This window comes from Novosphingobium sp. UBA1939 (assembly GCF_002336885.1).
Classification (GTDB): domain Bacteria; phylum Pseudomonadota; class Alphaproteobacteria; order Sphingomonadales; family Sphingomonadaceae; genus Novosphingobium.
Map to the genome: position 1 here is coordinate 3367 of NZ_DDFB01000106.1, position 17747 is coordinate 21113.

A 17747-nucleotide genomic window follows, 5' to 3' on the forward strand; every position below is an offset into this window, starting at 1 on the left:
CCAGCGTTGGCGCTGCTGTTCCTGCACGGGCACGAGCCCCGGCCCGAACCGGCGTTCCTGCACCGCTTCAAGCAGCGGCACGAAGGTCTTGTCGTCCGGCTCATGCAAAGGCCGGCCAGCGCGGCGCTGGCGATTGGCCTGCTCGGCGCGGTTGCGCTGGCCGGCGCGCTTTCGTTCGGGGCCGAACTGCTGCCCTCGTTCCGCGAACGGCACTACGTGCTCCAGGTCAGCGGTCCGGCGGGCGCCTCGTTCGACTGGATGCGCGCGACGGGCGAGCGGATTTCGCGCGGGCTGCTGGCCATTCCCGAAGTGCTGAGCGTGGAGGAGCAGATCGGCCGGGCCGAAGCGGGCGAGGACACCTGGCCTCCGCACCGGGGCGAGTTCCACGTCCGGCTGAAGCCCGACGTCGGCGGGGCGGGAGAGGATCGCGCGCTGGCGCGGATGCGCAAGGTTCTGTCCGATACGCCGGCGCTCCAGAGCGAGGTGACGACGTTCCTGGGCGACCGCATCAGCGAATCGCTTTCGGGCGAGACCGCCGCCGTCTCGATCAGCGTTCACGGCGCCGATCTCGATACGCTCGACCGGGTCGCCGCAGCGATCGCCGCACAGGTGCGCGCCTTGCCGACGGCGGCGGACGTGCGCGTGAAGACCGATCCCGGTACGCCAATGCTGGGAGTGACGCTGGATCCGGCGCGCATGGCGCTGCGCGGCGTGAGCGCGGCCGACGCGGGCGATGCCATCCGCGCCACGTTCGCGGGCCAGCCGGCCGGCGTGGTGGCGCTGCCGGATCGGACGGTCGATGTCGCGGTCACCGTTCCCGAAGACCAGCGCCGCGATCCCGAAGCACTGGGGCAGACGCTGGTGCGCACCGCCAGCGGCGGCGCGGTGCGGTTGTCCGACATCGCCACGATCTCGCTGGGCAGCGAACGCCTGTCGATCGGGCATGAGGGCGGGCAACGCCGTCAGGTGGTGACGGCGAACGTGACCGGGGGCGATGTCTCCGGTTTTGTCGCCGCCGCGAAAGCCCGGATCGCGCGCACTGTCCACCTGCCCCCCGGCGTGTTCCTGTCCTGGGCCGGGGCGGCGGAAGGGCAGGCCAAGGCGGCCCACCAGCTGGGCAGCCATGTCCTGTTCACCGCCGTGGCGATGGTGATCCTGCTGGTCGTGGCGTTCGGCGGTCTGCGCCCGGCGCTGCTCATCCTGGCCGGGATGCCGCTGGCGATGGCCGGGGGCGTGCTGGCGGTGGCGCTGACCGGGGGCGTGATCTCGCTAGGCTCGCTGGTCGGGTTCATCACCCTGTTCGGCATATCCGCGCGCAACGCGATCCTGCTGGTCGCGCATGTCGACGAACTCGTTGCCCGCGATGGCCTGCCGTGGACGATGGAGACCGTGCTGCGCGCGACGCGCGAACGGGTGACGCCGATCGTCCTGACCGCGCTGGTCACCGCGTTCGCGCTGGCGCCGCTGGCGTGGGAGAGCGGGCAATCCGGGCGCGAGGTTCAGGGGCCGATGGCGCTCGTCATTCTGGGCGGGCTCGCAACGTCGCTGGTGCTGTCGCTGCTGCTGTTGCCGGCGCTGATCTGGCGCTGGCGGTACGGCCCCGAAAAGCCGCCTGCCGCCTGAGCTAATCGCCGGCGAGCGCCAGCAGGGCGAACGTCGCCAGCCAGTGCTCACCCATGTAGTCGCCGGCAACGTGCGGCAGGCTGGCGGCGAGATGGTCGTCGATCGTTTGCGCGATCAGCGGCGCCAGCGGATGCGGCGCCAGCGCCGCGCCGATCGCGCGCCAGCACCATGCGCGGCTGAGATTCAACCCGTCCAGATGCGCGATCTTGCCGTCGCTGCGGTCCGATACCAGCGCGGGCGTGAACAGCGTGCCGGGCTGGCCTTGTTCGGCACGCGGCAGGAACGCGGCGAACCAGACCGCGAAAGCATCGCGGTCGAGCACCCGGCTCATCAGCAGCGCCTCGGCCAGTGCGGGCGAGAGGAATTCGTCCCCGCCCGGTTCCCAGGCCTGGCAATCGCGATCGTCAAGGAACCAGTCGCGCGCGCGGGCCTCGATCCGCGCGCGCAGGGCCGGATCGTGCGCGGCCGCCCAGCGATGCGCCAGCACAAGCGCAAAGCTGATGTTGAAATGCGTGCCCACGCGGATCGGATACGTCAGTTTAGGCAGAAACGCGTGAAAGCGAGTAGCGAAGGCACGTGCCAGTGGCTCCACGGCGGTGGCCCAGGGGGCTTCGTGCTGCGTCAGTTCGTCGTGCAGCGCCAGCAGCCACGCCCAGCCATAGGGCCGTTCGAACCCCGCCGCGCCGGGCCGCTGGAGATAGGCCAGTTCGCCTGTGACCTTTTCGGGCACCAGCATGGCATCGGCCCTTGCCCGGACCGCGGCGGCTTCGGGCATGGCGGGATAGAGCCGCGCCAGCCGCATCACCTGCCACCAGCCGTGGACGCAACTGTGCCAGTCGAAGCTGCCGTGGAAGATCGGGTGATGATCGGCCGGGGGCCGGGCGTCCTCCGGCCCGTTCAGGACGAGATCCATCTTGAACGGGTATGGCCGGCCCAGATGGCCCAGCGTGAGCCGGACGAAACCGGCGGCGGTATCCTGCGTCAGCGTGGTCATGCGCTACCAGCACTACCGCAAGACCACACCGCCGGCCAGCCGATGGCCCCGCGCGTCAATAGCGATAGGGATTCTGGTCGATCGTGGTGGTGCCGCGCGTCTGGTTGCACAGAAACACGGTGCCGGTGAAATAGATGCCCGGCTTGGTGATCGTCTTGGCGTACTCGAACGCTTCGCGCAGTTGCTGCACGGTCATCTGCACCGGCGCCTCGTCGGGCTGGTAGGTCATGCCATAGGCATAGTCCTGCCCGTCCTTGCTGATTTCGACGTGGCACCCCATCACGTGGCTGACCGGGTGCGTGTCGCAGAAGTCGATCAGGCGCTTCATGCTGTCGAACCACGGCTGCCAGAAGCTGATGTAGCAGCGCCCGCGATAGAACATGTCCCCGGTGTAGAGGATCTGGGTGTAGGTATCGTAATGCGCGAATTCGGACATGACGTGGCCCGGCGATCCCCAGATCAGGATGTCGCGCCCGCCCAGGTCCAGCGTCACGCGCTCCTCGGGGAAATTGGTCATGCCCCAGAAGCCCATCATCTCTTCCTGGGTCAGGCCCATGTAGCGCGTGTTGGGCCGGTCGGCGAACTGGTTGGTCGCCGCGTAGTGATCGGCGTGCAGGTGGCTGAAGGCCACCAGCAATTCCAGGCTGGCGGGATCGCGCCCGTTGCGCTTGCACCAGTCAGCGATGCAACCATCGACCACGCCGCGCAAATCCCAGCCGTTGCGCAACTGGACAAAGCCTTCGTCGAGCAGCAGCACGCGATCGTTGCCGAAATAGAGCGGCGCGAACGGTGCTTCGTAGCTGTAGGCCTTGTTCTGGCGCAGGATCGCGGTGTGCGGGTTATACCAGTGGACCTGCACCGGCGGATCGGTGTTGTCCATGCACGAAGGGGAACCGCAGATCCACCGGTCGGGGAAACTGCCCGGCGCGGGAAGATTGCTCTTGAAGTCGATCGGCGTGGCCGGCGCGGCCGCCCGCGCAAGGCCTGCGGCGCCAATGCTCCCGAGCGGCACCGCGGCGGCCGAGGAGGTGGTCAGGAACGTGCGACGATCCATGGGTCTCGTCCTTGTCGAAAAAGGGATAGGGCGTTTCAGAACGGCCGGGGCGGATTGATGTTGGGCACGCCTTCGGGCCATTCCAGCGTGCGCTGATCCGGGCTGACGTTGTTGAGCAGGATGAAGTCCGGGCGGATCAGCATCCGGTCGTGCCCCTGGATCTCGCGTGCATACTGGATTGCCTCGTCCAGCACCGCCGGAACCATTTCCAGCACCCGCTCGTAGGGCTTGTAGGTGGCGAAACGGGGGTAGGCCTTGCCCGGCACGAACATCATCTCGATGTGGCCGCCCATGATCCACTTGACCGGATGGCTGGCGGTCCACGCCTTCAACCGTTCGAGCGAGGCGAGGAAGTCCCTGTCGTTGGCAATGTTGATCTTGCCGGGAAACAACAGGTCGCCGGTGAACAGGAAATCGCAATAGGGATCGTAGAAGCTGACTCCGTCCTTGTGCGTGCCCGGCGTGGGGATCACATCGATCACGCGGCCGCCAAGGTCGATCCGGCCGGTGCCGGCGGGCCAGCTTGCGGCAAGGCCGTAGTGCTGCTTCATCACCGCCAGCGGCGTGGGCACGATCGTCGTGCTGGGACGCCCGGCGAATTGCCGCAGGCCCTGGTTCTGCGCCACGTCCTCGCCCGACGTGCAGGCAACGGTCAGCGGAATGTCGCGCCAGCCGCGCACCTGCCCGATGCGGGCGATGATCGCGTCGACCGTTTCGCGCAGCGGATAGAGGTGGGCCTCAGCCGTGGCGCCGCTGTCGATCAGCAGCGCGCCCTTGTTGCCGAAAAGCAGATAGGTGAACGGCGCTTCCCAGTGGACGCACACGTTCTGGCGCAGGATGAAGGTGTCCTCGTTGTACTGGATCACCTGCACGCGCGGATCGCGGTTCTTCGCCGCGACGTTGGAACCATAGGTCCAGCGAAAGCCGATGGCGCCCGGCGCCGGACCATCGCACGCGTAGTCATGGACCACGGGCTTGCCGCGATGGAGCGGAACCGCACTGTCGGTGTTGCGGGCACCGGGCAGGTTGTACCCCAGATCGGGATTGCCATTGGGATAGACGCGGCCCGTAGCGGACTGCGGATTGCCCGACAGCGCGGGGTTGTAGGTTTTGTTCGGTTCCATGGAGTGCCCCAAAGGATGGCCGGGGTGCGAGGGAGCGCGCCATGCGGACGCGCTCCCTGCTGCGACGTTCAGAGCGATGCTCAGAACGTCTTGGTCAGCTCGACACCCACCTTGCGAGGAGTGAGGACATTGTTCGAGTAGTAACGAGAGACCGTATAATCGTTGATCGTCCGGCGGCTGAGATCGTTGCCCACCGATGTCACCGCGTACTTGTCGAAGATATTGTCGGCATAGAGGCGGACCTCAAAGCCTTCATTCAAGCGATAGGCAATCGAAGCGCGGTTCACGATGTAGTCCGGCAGCGTTTCACCATAGGCGCGCGCGCCCGGGCGGGTCACGATGTCGCCGACATAGGTAGCCGTCCAGTTCGCCACGATTTCGCCGCCCGGAGCCGGCGCGGTATAGGTAACGCCCAGGCTGCCGCTATGCCGCATCGAGCCCGGCAGCCGATCGCCCGCCTGCGCGGCGATGCGGATGGACTTGGGGCGGGTGCCGGGCATATCGCGATTACCCGGGAAATTGCGATAGTCGAGCAAAGCCGGCACATCCTCGGTCAGGTGGGCATCGGTGTAGGCGTAGTTGCCCTGGATCGTCAGCCGCCGCGTGGGTTTTGCCCAGAACGTGAGTTCGACGCCCTTGGAAACCGCCGTGCCGCCGTTGACTGTGATGCCACTGGCGCCGTTCACGGTGGCGGAGGCAAGCTGGATACCCTTCCACAGGATATGATAGGCGGCCAGATTGATGTTGAACTTGCCGCCGAACAGCGTCGAACGGATGCCGATTTCCTTGTTGTAGGTCTGGTCAGGGCCATAGAACAGTTCATTCGGCAAGGCGCAGGCGTTCTGGATATCGGCAAGGTTCGCCGGACAAGGCGCCACGCGGTTCGGGCCACCGATGCGATACCCCTTGCTAGCCGTGGCATAGACCATCAGGTCCGGGCTGAACTTGTACGACGAGTTGAACTTCCAGATGAAACCGTTCTTGCTCGCGCGCTTGTAGTCAGGCTGGCCTTGCGCGTTGAGCAAGCCGTTGTAGGCAATCGTGGGGACATCCCCCAGCAACGGCAGTGCGATACCCCCTTGCACACGCGCGTTATACCCGAAATAGCGCCCGCCGGCCGTTACCTGCCAGGCGTCGGTGATCTTGAAAGTGCCTTCGCCGTAGACCGCCTTTTCGGTGGTGCGCGTGTCGGCGATGCTGGCGTATTCAACTTCGCGCGGATAGTTGGCGTTGAAGATGTTCGGACCGAAATAATAGACGCCAAGGCCCGGGACGATTTCCTGATAGTCCGAATGGTACTTCAAGCTGTTGTAAAAGCCGCCCACGATCCAGCTGAACGGTCCGCCGTGGGTTGAAACGAAGCGCACTTCCTGGGTGAACTGCTTGTATTTCACGTGCTGGTCGGTGAAGCCGGAGAAGGCCGGGAAGAGTTCGTAGTTGTAATCGAGATCGAGCAGCAGATCGGTTACGTCGGACGAGCTGTCGATCTTGCGCACCGAATAGGACGTCGAGGACACGAGTTGCGCGATGTTGCCAAGCTCTGCCTCGATTTCACCCGCGAACAGATCGGACTTGCGGTGAGACGGTTCCAGATAGCGCCACGGGGCCTGGTATTTGTCCGTTCCAAGCACGCCCGCGCCGTTGGCCTGCCGGCCGTTGGTGGACGTCGACTGATGAGCATACGTCAGGTAGATGTTGAGGCCGTCGACAGGGAACAAGCCCAACTGGTTGCGCGTGGTGAACGTGTGTTCGAAGTTCGCATCCTTGTAGGTGTGCAGGTTGGCGGCAATCTGGCTGGCCGAGCCAATCGGCCCATAGAACGAGGAAACCGCTCCGGCCGTCTCCCGCGGCGTGCCGATCTGGCCAAACCGGACCCCGGACGGTTGCGGTTGTGGCAACGACACGCCCGGCTGATTCAGCAAATAGGGATAGTCGATGAAGCCGGGGTCGTTGAAGTAACCCACCGTCGATCGCAGGGCGACCTTGCCCGGGATGATCGGAATATTGACGGTGCCATCCATCTGGAAACCGGGGCTGCCAGAATGGGCTTCCGCGTAGATCTTGCCATGGGCCGTGCCGGCCCACTTGTTCGGATCGGGACGGTTCGGAATGTAGCGGATCGCACCCGCCAGCGTGCCCGCCCCGTACAGCGTGCCCTGAGGACCGAGCAGCGTTTCCACGCGCTGGATGTCCAGCAGCTTGAGATCAAGATACAGCGGAACTTCGCCGATATAGGTTGCGACAGCACTGTCTTCGTTGTTGCCGAAGGACGACGTGTCGGTCGCGTTAAGGCCGCGCAGGACGATCGTGCCCGTGTTGCGCGGGCCGGTATCCTGAATGGTAATCCCGGGCGTAAACGCGGCAAGGCCACGGACGTCCACGACATTGTTTTCCTTCAACCGCTCGGCGCTCAGCGCCGTGATGTTCACCGGCGCGTCCTGGATGCTCACCGAACGGCGCGTGCCGGTGACGACGATCGTCTCCAGACCTTCCGCGGACGGATCCGCCGGATTGTCCGCCGATGCCTCGGCCGGTGCGGTCTGTGCGAATCCGGGGGTTCCCCAGACTCCGACGAGCGCGGTTGCAGATAAGATGGCGGCGCGGAATGCGTTCTTGTGCACCATGTAGCGGCTCCCCAATTGCCACGACCTACCGCCCTCCTCCCCATGAGATGGGCGGCGGCTGAGCGCCTCAGGGGCATTCTCTCCCGGAACTGCGGATGCTTCGGCTTCCTGCGGCCGATCGCGACGCGGGAAGAATCAGTGATATTACAAAAGTGCGCAATGGTAATAATGACGCATAGACAAACGCCTTTCGATGCGGCAATGTTGCAGTGCAAAAAGGGGTCTCACTCATGCTGAACCGGATTCGCGTCGCTGGAACGATCACCCTTATGGCCGGGGCCTTGCTGGCCGCGTCCTGCTCATCCGGGGGTGGCACGAAGGCCGAGTCGCGGACCGAGTTTAACATCGGCTGGTCGATCTATGCCGGCTGGATGCCCTGGCCCTATGCGCAGCAAGCGGGCATCGTGAAGAAGTGGGCCGACAAGTACGGCGTGAAGATCAACATCGTTCAGGTGAACGACTACGTCGAATCGGTGAACCAGTACACCGCCGGCAAGCTGGACGGCGTGACCGTCGCCAACATGGATGCGCTGACCATTCCCGCCGCCGGCGGCAAGGACACCACCTCGCTCATCATGGGGGACTATTCCAACGGCAACGACGGCATCGTGCTCAAGGGCGCCGACAACCTGGCCGCGATCAAGGGACAGCAGGTCTATCTCGCCGAACTGTCGGTGTCCCACTACCTGCTCGCCCGCGCGCTCAATTCGATCGGGCTGCAACTGACCGACGTGAAGACGGTGAATACCTCGGACGCCGACATCGTCAGCGCCTGGGCCAGCCCGCAGGCGACTGCGGCGGTCGCGTGGAATCCGCAACTTTCGGTGATGAAGGCGCAGCCGAACGCCAAGCTGGTGTTCGATTCGTCGAAAATTCCCGGCGAAATCCTCGATCTGCTGGTGGTGGATACGGCGACGCTCAAGGCCAATCCCAACCTGGGCAAGGCGCTGACCGCGATCTGGTACGAGACGACGGCGCTGATGCTGCGGCAGGACGAACAGGGCAAGGCCGCGCGTGCGGCGATGGCCAAGCTGGCGGGGACGACGCCGGAGGTGTTCGATAGCCAGCTGGCGACCACGCACCTCTATGCCGATCCCAAGGAAGCGGTGGAGGCCACGTCCGCGCCGGCGCTGGTCACCACGATGACCCGCGTGCGCGATTTCAGCTTCTCCAAGGGGCTGTTCGGCCAGGGCGCGAAGTCGGCCGACGCGGTGGGCATGGCCTTCCCCGGCGGCAAGACCCTGGGCGATCCGGGGCATGTAACCCTGCGCTTCGATGAAAGCTTCATGAAAATGGCCGCCGACGGCAAGCTTTGAGCCGCCTCGGTGCCCGTTGACTGTACGAACCAAGTAGAGGTCCCATGCGCTGGGTGAACCGCCAGATCCGGCCGGGCAATCGCGTGCTGCTAGGCGCCGCGCCGGTCGTGATCCTGATCATCTTCTATCTGTTCATGGCCGCCAGCCGCCATGCCGCCAACCCTTCGGACAAGATCCTGCCGCTGCCGGGCGGCATGGTGGAAGCCATGTCCGGGCTGCTGAGCGAGCCGGACGCGCTTTCAGGACAGATCGTGTTCTGGGCCGATACACTGGCCAGCCTGCAACGCCTCGGGCTGGGACTCGCCATCTCCACCGTCTCGGCTCTGCTCGTCGGGCTGGTGCTGGGCGTGTTGCCCCCGGTGCGCGTCACGTTCGGGCCGCTGGTGACCGGCATCGCGGTGATCCCGCCGATCGCGCTGCTGCCGATCCTGTTCATAGCCTTCGGCCTGGGCGAAACCGCCAAGGTCGCGCTGATCGTGGTCGGGATCGCCCCGTTCATGATCCGCGACATCGCCGCCCACGTCGCCAGCCTGCCCCGCGAACAGATCATCAAGGCGCAGACCTTGGGCGCGAGCAGCTGGCAACTGATGCAGCGCGTGGCCCTGCCGCAGGCGATGCCGCGCCTGATCCAGGCGGTGCGCCTTTCGCTGGGGCCGGCATGGGTGTTCCTGATTTCGGCCGAGGCGATCGCCTCCGATGTCGGGCTGGGGTACCGCATCTTCCTCGTCCGCCGCTACCTGTCGATGGATATCATCCTGCCCTATGTCGCGTGGATCGCGCTGCTGGCGATCGTGATGGACGTGGCGCTGGTGAAGCTCAGCCACCGCCTTTACCCCTGGGCACATGGAGCCGGACATTGAGCGTGCTTCTCAGCCTGCGCGACCTGTGGGTCGAATACGGCGACAAGGTCGTGCTCGAACGGGTGAACCTCGACATCGAGGCCGGTTCCTTCGTCTCGATCATCGGCCCGTCCGGCGCGGGCAAGAGCAGCCTGCTGCGCGTCGTTCTCGGGCAGGAGCGGCCCACGCGCGGCTCGATCCTGCTCGATGGCGTGCCGCTGGCGCCCGAATGCGGGCCGGATCGCGGCGTGGTGTTCCAGCGCTATTCCGTGTTCCCGCACCTCTCCGCCCTGCGCAACGTCATGTTCGGGCTGGAATGCGCGGAAGCACCCTTCACCGCGCGGTTGTTCGGTGCGCGACGCCGCGCCGCCGCCGCCGAAGCGGAGGCGATGCTCGCCGCGGTCGGCCTGGGCGACAGTCTGAACCTGCTGCCGGCGCAGATGTCGGGGGGGATGCAGCAACGGCTGGCCATTGCGCAAGCGCTGATCAAGCGCCCGCGCATCCTGCTGCTCGACGAACCCTTCGGCGCGCTCGATCCGGGCATCCGCGCCGATATGCACGCTCTCATCACGCAATTGTGGCGGGACTATTCGCTGACCATCCTGATGGTCACGCACGACCTGCGCGAGGCGTTCGCGCTGGGTACGCGCGTGCTCACGCTCGACAAGCGCCGGATCGATCCGCACGCCCCGCACCGCTTTGGCGCGACCGCTGTTTACGACCTGCGACTGAAGCCTCGTCCGGTTCCGACGAACGACGAGAGTATTACACTTGACCAAGTTAGTAATAATTGAGAGACCTGCGTCATGAGCACCGAGCCTCCTCTCGCCAACCTCGCCCGGCTCAGCATGAGCCTTCCGGCGGAACTCTTCCGCCAGCTTGACGTGATGGTGGAGGAACGCGGCCTGCCGTCGCGTTCCCAGCTGATCGCCGAACTGATTCGCCACGCCCTGGCCGAGCATGAAGCCCTCACCCGGCCCGACGAAATGCTCGCCGGCACGATCACGCTGGTCTATCGCGGCGATCGCGGACGCGTGCGGCACCAGCTCGCCCAGACGCAGGCCGACTATCTCAAGGAAGTGATTTCCTCGCAGCACGTCTTCCTCGAAGACGATCAGTCGCTCGAAGTCCTGCTCGTGCAGGGGCCGGCGGTGCGGCTGAAGGCGCTGTGCGATGCGCTGCGCGGCATTCGCGGTGTCCACCAGCTCGAACTGGTCACGACGACCGCCCTGCTTCCGCCGCTGTACGAACAGGATGACATCGAGGCGGAGGGCAACGGCGCGCGGGAACACAAGGCGCCACGCGGCGCGCGCAAGGGAGCGGCCGCATGAGCGCCGCGCTGGCCGATCCGCTCGCCGCGCGCGATCACGCGCGGGCCATGGGTGGCACGAAAGTGGAAGCGATGCCGGTGCTTCCGCCGGTTGCCGAAGACCTCCCCGCCGGTGTCCCTGCCGACGATCTGCTGTGGGAAGAAGTGATGGCCGCCGGCGGCTATGCCACGCGCCGGCTTGCACGCGGCACGCGCCTGCGCCTGATCGACCTGCGCGGCGATGCCTGTGCCTCGCTGATGGTCTTCAACGCCGAACTGCCGACCGAACGGCTCAACGTCGCCGATACGGTCAAGGTCCAGTGGAACGCCTACCTGGGCGCGGGCAAGCTGCTGCTGTCGGACATGGGCCGGGTGCTGATGAGCATCGTCGAGGACGACGCCGGAACGCACGATGCGTTCTGCGGCACCTCCAACGCAGCTACCAACAGCGCCCGCTACGGCGAAGGCCGCAACAGCGGCGCCTTCCCCAACGGGCGCGACCGCCTGCTACTGGGCGCGGCGAAGCACGGCCTTGGCCGGCGCGATGTCCACCCCTGCATCAACCTGTTCAAGGGCACGCGGATCGAGGCCGACGGCGCGATCACGCCGCTGGTCGGCCCCTACGATCCCGGCCGCACCGTGCTGCTGCGGGCCGAGATGGACGTGATCGTGGTCATCGCGAACTGTCCGCACGTGCTCGATCCGCGGCCGGACTGGACCGTGACCCCGCTGCGCCTTTCGGCCTGGCGCGGCCCGGCAACGCCCACGGACGACGCGATCCGCAACGCGACGCCGGAAGGCCTGCGCGCCTTCCTCAACGTCGAAGATTACTACCGCCGCTAGCAAGGAATTCGCCAGCATGAGCGACGACCCCCATACCACCGGGCTTCCCGGCACCATCGTGCATGACGAAATCGTGCCGTCGCGCGCGCCGTGGCTGCATCATGTCGCGGCCGGGCAAACGCTGCGGATCGTCGATCTGGAAGGCAACCAGGCGGTCGATTTCCTGCTCTATGCCACCGCCGACGATGCCGAACGCTACAGCGCGCAGGATACCGTCGCGGCGCAGGGCAACCTGTTCCTGCGGGAAGGAACGGTGCTGCGATCCAACGAGGGGCGGCCGATGATGGTCATCACCGGCACCTCGGTCGATTACCACGACACCATCGGCGGGGCGTGTTCGTGCGAATCCAACACCCTGCGCTATGGCCACCACACCAAGGCGCAGCACGCCTGCGTCGAGAACTTCCTTGAGGCGAACCTGATCGAAGGGCGCAGCAAGCGCGACATCGTTTCGAACATCAACTTCTTCATGAACGTTCCCGTCGAAGCCGATGGCGCGCTGGGCATCGTCGACGGGATTTCGGCGCCGGGGCTTACGGTGGACCTGCGCGCGGAAATGGACGTGACGGTGGTCGTGTCCAACTGCCCGCAGATCAACAATCCCTGCAACGCGTTCAACCCGACGCCGGTACGGATGATCGTGGCGGCATGAGCTTCGATACTGTCCTGATCGCGAACCGGGGCGCCATCGCCACCCGGATCATCCGCACCCTGCGCCGCATGGGGCTGAAGTCGGTCGCCATCTATTCGGACGCCGACGTGGCGTCGCTCCATGTGTCGCAAGCCGACGAAGCGGTCTGCATCGGCCCGGCACCGGCGGCGGAAAGCTATCTCAACGTCGCCGCGATCCTGGCGGCGGCCAAGGCAACGGGCGCGGGCGCGATCCATCCCGGCTATGGCTTCCTGGCCGAAAACGCCGAATTCGCCGAAGCCTGCGCGGCGGCCGGCATCGCCTTCATCGGGCCGAACCCCGACAACATTCGCACCTTCGGCCTCAAGCACAGCGCGCGCGCGCTGGCGCGCGACCATGGCGTGCCGCTGGCACCGGGCACCGAACTGCTTCAGGACGAGGAAGAGGCAATCGCGGCCGCGCGCGAGATCGGTTACCCGGTCATGCTGAAAGCCACGGCCGGTGGCGGCGGCATCGGCATGCGCGTGTGCGAGGACGACGACGCCGTGCGGCAGGGCTTCGCCGCCGTGGCCCGGCTGGGCGAAGGCAACTTCGGCGATGCCGGCGTGTTCCTGGAAAGCTACGTCGGCCGCGCGCGCCATATCGAAGTGCAGATCTTCGGCGATGGCACAGGCCGGATCATGGCGCTGGGCGAGCGCGACTGTTCGCTCCAGCGGCGCAACCAGAAGGTGGTGGAGGAGGCGCTGGCGCCGAACCTGCCCGCCAGCGTGCGCGCCGAACTGATCGCCGCCGCCGTCCGGCTGGGCGAGGCGGCGAACTACAAGTCGGCCGGCACGGTCGAGTTCCTCTACGATGCCGAACGCGAGCGGTTCTTCTTCCTGGAGATGAACACGCGCCTGCAAGTCGAACACGGCGTGACCGAAGAGGTCATGGGTATCGACCTGGTCGAATGGATGATCCGCGGCGCGGCCGGCGATTTCGCGATGCTCGATGCGCCGGCGCCGCAACCCAAGGGGCACGCCATCCAGGTGCGCCTCTATGCCGAAGACCCTGCGCTCGATTATCGCCCGACATCCGGCACGCTCACCGCGGTAAGTTTCCCCGGGGATATTCGCGCCGAAACATGGTGCATGGCGGGCACCACGGTCAGCGCGTGGTACGATCCGATGCTCGCCAAGCTGATCGTCCACGCCCCCACGCGGGCCGAGGCGGTCACCGCGATGCAACAGGCGCTCGACGCCAGCCGCGTCGACGGAATCGAGACCAACCTGCGCTGGCTGCGCGATGTGGTGCGCGCGGCCCCGTTCGTGGCCGGCGATGTTTCCACCCGCCTGCTCGACGGGCTGAACTTCGGCCCGCGCGGCATCCGCGTGATCAGCGGCGGCACTGCAACCACGGTGCAGGACTGGCCAGGCCGGCAAGGTCTTTGGGCCATCGGCGTGCCGCCATCCGGCCCGATGGACGACCAGTCGTTCCGCCTCGGCAACCGCCTGCTCGGCAATCCCGAAGACACGGCCGGGCTGGAAATGACCATCACCGGGCCGATCCTGCTGTTCAACGCGCCCGCGCGCATCTGCCTGATGGGGGCAGACTTCAAGGCACGCCTTGATGGCGTCCCGGTCGAGCGCGGCGTGGCGATCGACATCGCGGCCGGGCAGACGCTGGCGTTCGGCCGCGTCACCGGCGGCGGGCTGCGCGGCTATATCCTGATCGCGGGCGGGCTGGACGTGCCGCCCTATCTCGACAGCCGCAGCACGTTCGAACTGGGCCAGTTCGGCGGCCATGCCGCGCGCCGGCTGCTGGCGGGTGATACGCTGCATCCGGCGGGCGCGGCCACGGGCGATGCCCTTCCCGCCGCGCCGCTGCCCGATCTGGCGAAGGAATGGACGCTGCGCGTGCTCTACGGCCCGCACGGCGCGCCGGACTTCTTCACCGACGGGGACATCGACACCATCCTGGCGGCGGAATGGCAGGTCCATTACAACAGCAACCGCACCGGCGTGCGGCTGGTCGGCCCCAAACCGCAATGGGCCCGCGCCGACGGGGGCGAGGCGGGGCTGCACCCGTCGAACATCCACGACAATCCCTATGCCATCGGCGCGGTGGATTTCACCGGCGACATGCCGATCATCCTCGGGCCTGATGGCCCCTCGCTCGGCGGTTTCGTCTGCCCGTTCGTGGTGATCGCGGCGGACCGCTGGAAGATCGGGCAACTCGCGCCCGGCGATCGCCTGTGCTTCCGCCCCGTGACGATCGAGGACGCGACCAAGGCCGACGCGGCGCAGCGTGCGCTCGTCGCCAGCGGCACGGCGCCGGCGCCGGCCGCCGCGCGGGCTATCGTCGATCTTTCGCCGATCCTGGCCGATCTGCCGGCGAAGGGCGAGCGCCCGCGCACCGTCTATCGCCAGCAGGGCGATCGCAACATCCTGGTCGAATACGGCCCGATCGTGCTCGACATCGAGTTGCGCATCCGTGTCCACGCGCTGATGGTGGAGCTGGAGCGGATGGCGCTGCCCGGTGTGATCGACATCGTGCCCGGCATCCGTTCGCTCCAGTTCCATTTCGATGGGGTCCGGCTGGACCAGGGCGCCGCGCTGGCCGCGCTGATCGACGCGGAGGAGCGGCTGGGCGATCTGGAGGATTTCGCGGTGCCATCGCGCATCGTCCACCTGCCGCTGAGCTGGCGCGATCCCGCCACGATCGAGACGATCGAGAAGTACATGGCCGCCGTGCGCGACGATGCGCCATGGTGCCCGGACAACATCGAATTCATCCGCCGCGTCAACGGCCTGTCCGATGCCGACGCGGTCGAGCAGGTGATCTTCGACGCCAGCTACCTCGTGCTAGGCCTGGGCGATGTCTATCTGGGCGCGCCGGTGGCAACGCCGGTCGATCCCCGGCACCGGCTGGTCACGACCAAGTACAATCCCGCGCGCACCTGGACCCCGCCCAACGTGGTCGGCATCGGCGGCGCCTACATGTGCATCTACGGCATGGAGGGACCGGGCGGATACCAGCTGTTCGGCCGCACCATCCAGGTGTGGAACACGCACCGCGAGACAGATGCGTTCGAGGCCGGCAAGCCCTGGCTGCTGCGCTTCTTCGACCAGATCCGCTTCTTCAAGGTGAGCGCCGAGGAACTGGCCGACTGGCGCCGGGATTTCCCCAGCGGGCGCCGGTCCATCCAGGTCGAGGAATCGGAGTTTCGGCTCGCCGACTATCGCGCGTTCCTGCGCGATAACGCCGATACGATCGCGTCGTTCGAGGCGCAACGACAGGCGGCCTTCGATGCGGAACGCGCCGAATGGCAGCGCATCGGCGAATTCGACCGGGTGACCGACCTGACCGATCAGGACAGTGGAGCGGAGTCCGCCGTTGCCATCGAGGTTCCCGATGGCGCCGACGTGATCGAGGCACCGTTCGGCGGTGTGGTGTGGAAGCTGCTGGTCGCCCCCGGCGACACGGTGGAAGCCGGTGATACGATCGCGGTGATCGAAGCGATGAAAATGGAATGCCCGGTCGAAAGCCCCGGCGCGGGCACGGTGGCCGCGCTCTATCTCGAGGAGCGGCAATCGCTGCTGCCCGGTGCGCCGATGCTGGCGCTGAGCCCGCTGGCATGAGCGTGTCGTTCGCCCGGCGCGGCGTTGCCGCCACCGCCGCCGCTATCACCAGCGGAGAAACCAGCGCGCTCGCCGTGATGGAAGACACGCTGGCGCGCATCGCCGCCTACGATGCGGTGCAACCGCAGGCCTGGATCATCCGCGCCGATCCCGAGGCGCTGCGCGAAGCCGCGCGTGCGGTGGACGCCCGCGTCGCGGCAGGCGAAACGCTGCCGCTGGCGGGCGTGCCCTTTGCGGTGAAGGACAACATCGATGTCGCCGGCTTCGAGACGACAGCCGGCTGCCCCGCGTTCGCCTATCGCCCCGATGGTTCGTCGGACGTTGCCGCGCGGCTGACGGCGGCCGGCGCGATCTGCGTCGGCAAGACCAACCTCGATCAGTTCGCCACCGGCCTTGTCGGCACGCGCACGCCCTATGGCATTCCGCGCAATGTGCATAACCTCGCCTATGTCAGCGGCGGATCGAGTTCGGGTTCGGCGGTCGTCGTCGCGGCGGGGCTGGTGCCCTTCGCGCTCGGCACCGACACCGCCGGATCGGGCCGCGTGCCCGCCGCGTTCAACCATCTCGTCGGGTTCAAGCCCAGCAAGGGGCGGTGGAGCACACGCGGCCTTGTTCCCGCCTGCCGCACGATCGATTGCATCACCGCGTTTACCGATGACATCGCGGGCGCGGCCCTGATCGATGCCGTGGTGGCGGGCTTCGATGCCGCCGATCCCTATTCCAAGCCGCTGGCCGATCGCCCGGTGGGCCGCGCGCGCATCGGCGTGCCTCGCCGGGCGCAGCGCCTGTGGTTTGGCGATGCCGAATCCGAATACCTTTACGACCGCGCGCTCGAAAAGCTCCGCACGCTGGGTGAGATCGTGGAGATCGATATCACGCCGCTGCAGGAAGCGGCGCAGCTTCTCTATGGTGGCCCCTGGGTGGCCGAACGCACCGCCGCCATCGCCGGCATTCTCGCCAGCGATCCGGAAGCGGTGGACGAGACGGTGCGCAAGGTCGTCGAACCGGGGCGCGGCATCGGCGCGGTCGAACTGTTCAACGGCATCTATCGCCTGGCGGCGCTGAAGCGACAGGCCGACCTGATGTGGGACGCCATCGACGTGCTGGCCTTCCCCACTACCGGCACGACCTATCGCGTGGCGGAACTGCTGGCGGCGCCGATCGCGCTCAACAGCAACCTCGGCGCCTATACCAACTTCGTGAACCTGCTCGACATGGCCGCCGTGGCCGTGCCGGCCGGTACGCGCGCGAATGCAACGGGCTTCGGGATCACGCTGATCGGGCCGGCCGATACCGATCAGGGTCTTTTGACGCTGGCCAACGACTACCTGGCGGCCGCCGACTTGCCGCCGCCACCGCCGCTCGATCTGGAGGGACGAATGCAGACCGTGAAACTCGCCGTCGTCGGCGCCCATCTCAAAGACATGCCGCTGCACTGGCAGCTTACCTCGCGCGAGGCCGCTTTCGTCGGCGCGTTCGAAACGGCGCCCACGTACCGGCTCTATGCCATCGCCGACAGCGTGCCGCCCAAGCCCGCACTGGTGCACAACGCCGATGGCGCGGCAATCGCGGTCGAGGTCTATGAACTCGATGTCGCCGCCTTCGGCAGCTTCGTGGCTGAAGTGGTGCCTCCGCTCGCGATCGGCACGGTGACGCTGGCCGACGGCAGCAGCGTGAAGGGTTTCGTCGCCGAACCACGCGCGATGGACGGGGCGACCGACATCACCCACCTGGGTGGCTGGCGCGCCTACATCGCGAGCCTCTAGCCGG

At 66.7% G+C, this 17747-nt stretch carries 13 protein-coding genes; 9 read left to right on the forward strand and 4 right to left on the reverse strand.

From position 1 onward, the window contains the following. On the forward strand, nt 1-1623 hold a 1623-nt coding region (locus B3547_RS13300), incomplete at its 5' end, for an efflux RND transporter permease subunit (protein WP_292963905.1). Between the two features lies 1 nt (nt 1624). Here the strand turns inward: B3547_RS13300 and B3547_RS13305 are convergent. The 4 genes from B3547_RS13305 to B3547_RS13320 all read right to left on the reverse strand — a co-directional run bounded on the left by B3547_RS13305 (nt 1625) and on the right by B3547_RS13320 (nt 7419). Continuing rightward, a complete protein-coding gene (locus B3547_RS13305; RefSeq protein ID WP_292963907.1) occupies nt 1625-2617 on the reverse strand; it encodes a DUF2891 domain-containing protein in 993 nt (330 codons plus the stop codon). Between the two features lie 55 nt (nt 2618-2672). Then, entirely contained in the window at nt 2673-3671 is a 999-nt protein-coding gene (locus B3547_RS13310; protein WP_292963909.1) for an MBL fold metallo-hydrolase, read from the reverse strand. Between the two features lie 35 nt (nt 3672-3706). Continuing rightward, a complete protein-coding gene (locus B3547_RS13315; protein ID WP_292963911.1) occupies nt 3707-4795 on the reverse strand; it encodes an MBL fold metallo-hydrolase in 1089 nt (362 codons plus the stop codon). Nucleotides 4796-4875: 80 nt separating this feature from the next. Further along, on the reverse strand, nt 4876-7419 hold the full coding sequence (locus tag B3547_RS13320) for a TonB-dependent receptor (protein ID WP_125953552.1): 2544 nt from the start codon (nt 7417-7419) through the stop codon (nt 4876-4878). Between the two features lie 230 nt (nt 7420-7649). Between B3547_RS13320 and B3547_RS13325 the strand changes: the two genes are divergently transcribed. The 8 genes from B3547_RS13325 to atzF are packed head-to-tail and all read left to right on the forward strand — an operon-like array spanning nt 7650 to nt 17743. Next, nucleotides 7650-8735, forward strand: coding sequence for a putative urea ABC transporter substrate-binding protein (locus B3547_RS13325; protein WP_292963914.1), 1086 nt, complete (start codon nt 7650-7652; stop codon nt 8733-8735). 44 nt (nt 8736-8779) lie between these two features. Beyond that, entirely contained in the window at nt 8780-9595 is an 816-nt protein-coding gene (locus B3547_RS13330; protein ID WP_292963916.1) for an ABC transporter permease, read from the forward strand. After that, nucleotides 9592-10368, forward strand: a complete 777-nt coding sequence (locus tag B3547_RS13335) for an ATP-binding cassette domain-containing protein (RefSeq protein WP_125953555.1) — start codon at nt 9592-9594, stop codon at nt 10366-10368. The genes B3547_RS13330 and B3547_RS13335 overlap by 4 nt, the downstream gene beginning before the upstream one ends. Nucleotides 10369-10380: 12 nt before the next feature. Further along, on the forward strand, nt 10381-10905 hold the full coding sequence (locus B3547_RS13340) for a CopG family ribbon-helix-helix protein (protein WP_292963920.1): 525 nt from the start codon (nt 10381-10383) through the stop codon (nt 10903-10905). Beyond that, on the forward strand, nt 10902-11726 hold the full coding sequence (locus tag B3547_RS13345) for an urea amidolyase associated protein UAAP1 (RefSeq protein ID WP_292963922.1): 825 nt from the start codon (nt 10902-10904) through the stop codon (nt 11724-11726). Before B3547_RS13340 ends, B3547_RS13345 begins: the two co-directional genes overlap by 4 nt. A 16-nt stretch (nt 11727-11742) precedes the next feature. Beyond that, nucleotides 11743-12378, forward strand: coding sequence for an urea amidolyase associated protein UAAP2 (locus B3547_RS13350; RefSeq protein WP_125953558.1), 636 nt, complete (start codon nt 11743-11745; stop codon nt 12376-12378). Next, a complete protein-coding gene (gene uca, locus B3547_RS13355; RefSeq protein ID WP_292963925.1) occupies nt 12375-15977 on the forward strand; it encodes an urea carboxylase in 3603 nt (1200 codons plus the stop codon). The genes B3547_RS13350 and uca overlap by 4 nt, the downstream gene beginning before the upstream one ends. Continuing rightward, nucleotides 15974-17743, forward strand: a complete 1770-nt coding sequence (atzF, locus tag B3547_RS13360) for an allophanate hydrolase (RefSeq protein ID WP_292963927.1) — start codon at nt 15974-15976, stop codon at nt 17741-17743. Before uca ends, atzF begins: the two co-directional genes overlap by 4 nt. Nucleotides 17744-17747 lie beyond the last annotated feature (4 nt).

What these genes read in the sequence shown, in the direction of transcription:
- B3547_RS13320 (WP_125953552.1), bottom strand. Translation starts at nt 7,419, where the DNA reads ATGGTGCACAAGAACGCATTCCGCGCCGCCATCTTATCTGCAACCGCG.
- B3547_RS13310 (WP_292963909.1), bottom strand. Translation starts at nt 3,671, where the DNA reads ATGGATCGTCGCACGTTCCTGACCACCTCCTCGGCCGCCGCGGTGCCG.
- B3547_RS13305 (WP_292963907.1), bottom strand. Translation starts at nt 2,617, where the DNA reads ATGACCACGCTGACGCAGGATACCGCCGCCGGTTTCGTCCGGCTCACG.
- B3547_RS13345 (WP_292963922.1), top strand. Translation starts at nt 10,902, where the DNA reads ATGAGCGCCGCGCTGGCCGATCCGCTCGCCGCGCGCGATCACGCGCGG.
- B3547_RS13340 (WP_292963920.1), top strand. Translation starts at nt 10,381, where the DNA reads ATGAGCACCGAGCCTCCTCTCGCCAACCTCGCCCGGCTCAGCATGAGC.
- B3547_RS13350 (WP_125953558.1), top strand. Translation starts at nt 11,743, where the DNA reads ATGAGCGACGACCCCCATACCACCGGGCTTCCCGGCACCATCGTGCAT.
- B3547_RS13315 (WP_292963911.1), bottom strand. Translation starts at nt 4,795, where the DNA reads ATGGAACCGAACAAAACCTACAACCCCGCGCTGTCGGGCAATCCGCAG.
- B3547_RS13330 (WP_292963916.1), top strand. Translation starts at nt 8,780, where the DNA reads ATGCGCTGGGTGAACCGCCAGATCCGGCCGGGCAATCGCGTGCTGCTA.
- atzF (WP_292963927.1), top strand. Translation starts at nt 15,974, where the DNA reads ATGAGCGTGTCGTTCGCCCGGCGCGGCGTTGCCGCCACCGCCGCCGCT.
- B3547_RS13325 (WP_292963914.1), top strand. Translation starts at nt 7,650, where the DNA reads ATGCTGAACCGGATTCGCGTCGCTGGAACGATCACCCTTATGGCCGGG.
- uca (WP_292963925.1), top strand. Translation starts at nt 12,375, where the DNA reads ATGAGCTTCGATACTGTCCTGATCGCGAACCGGGGCGCCATCGCCACC.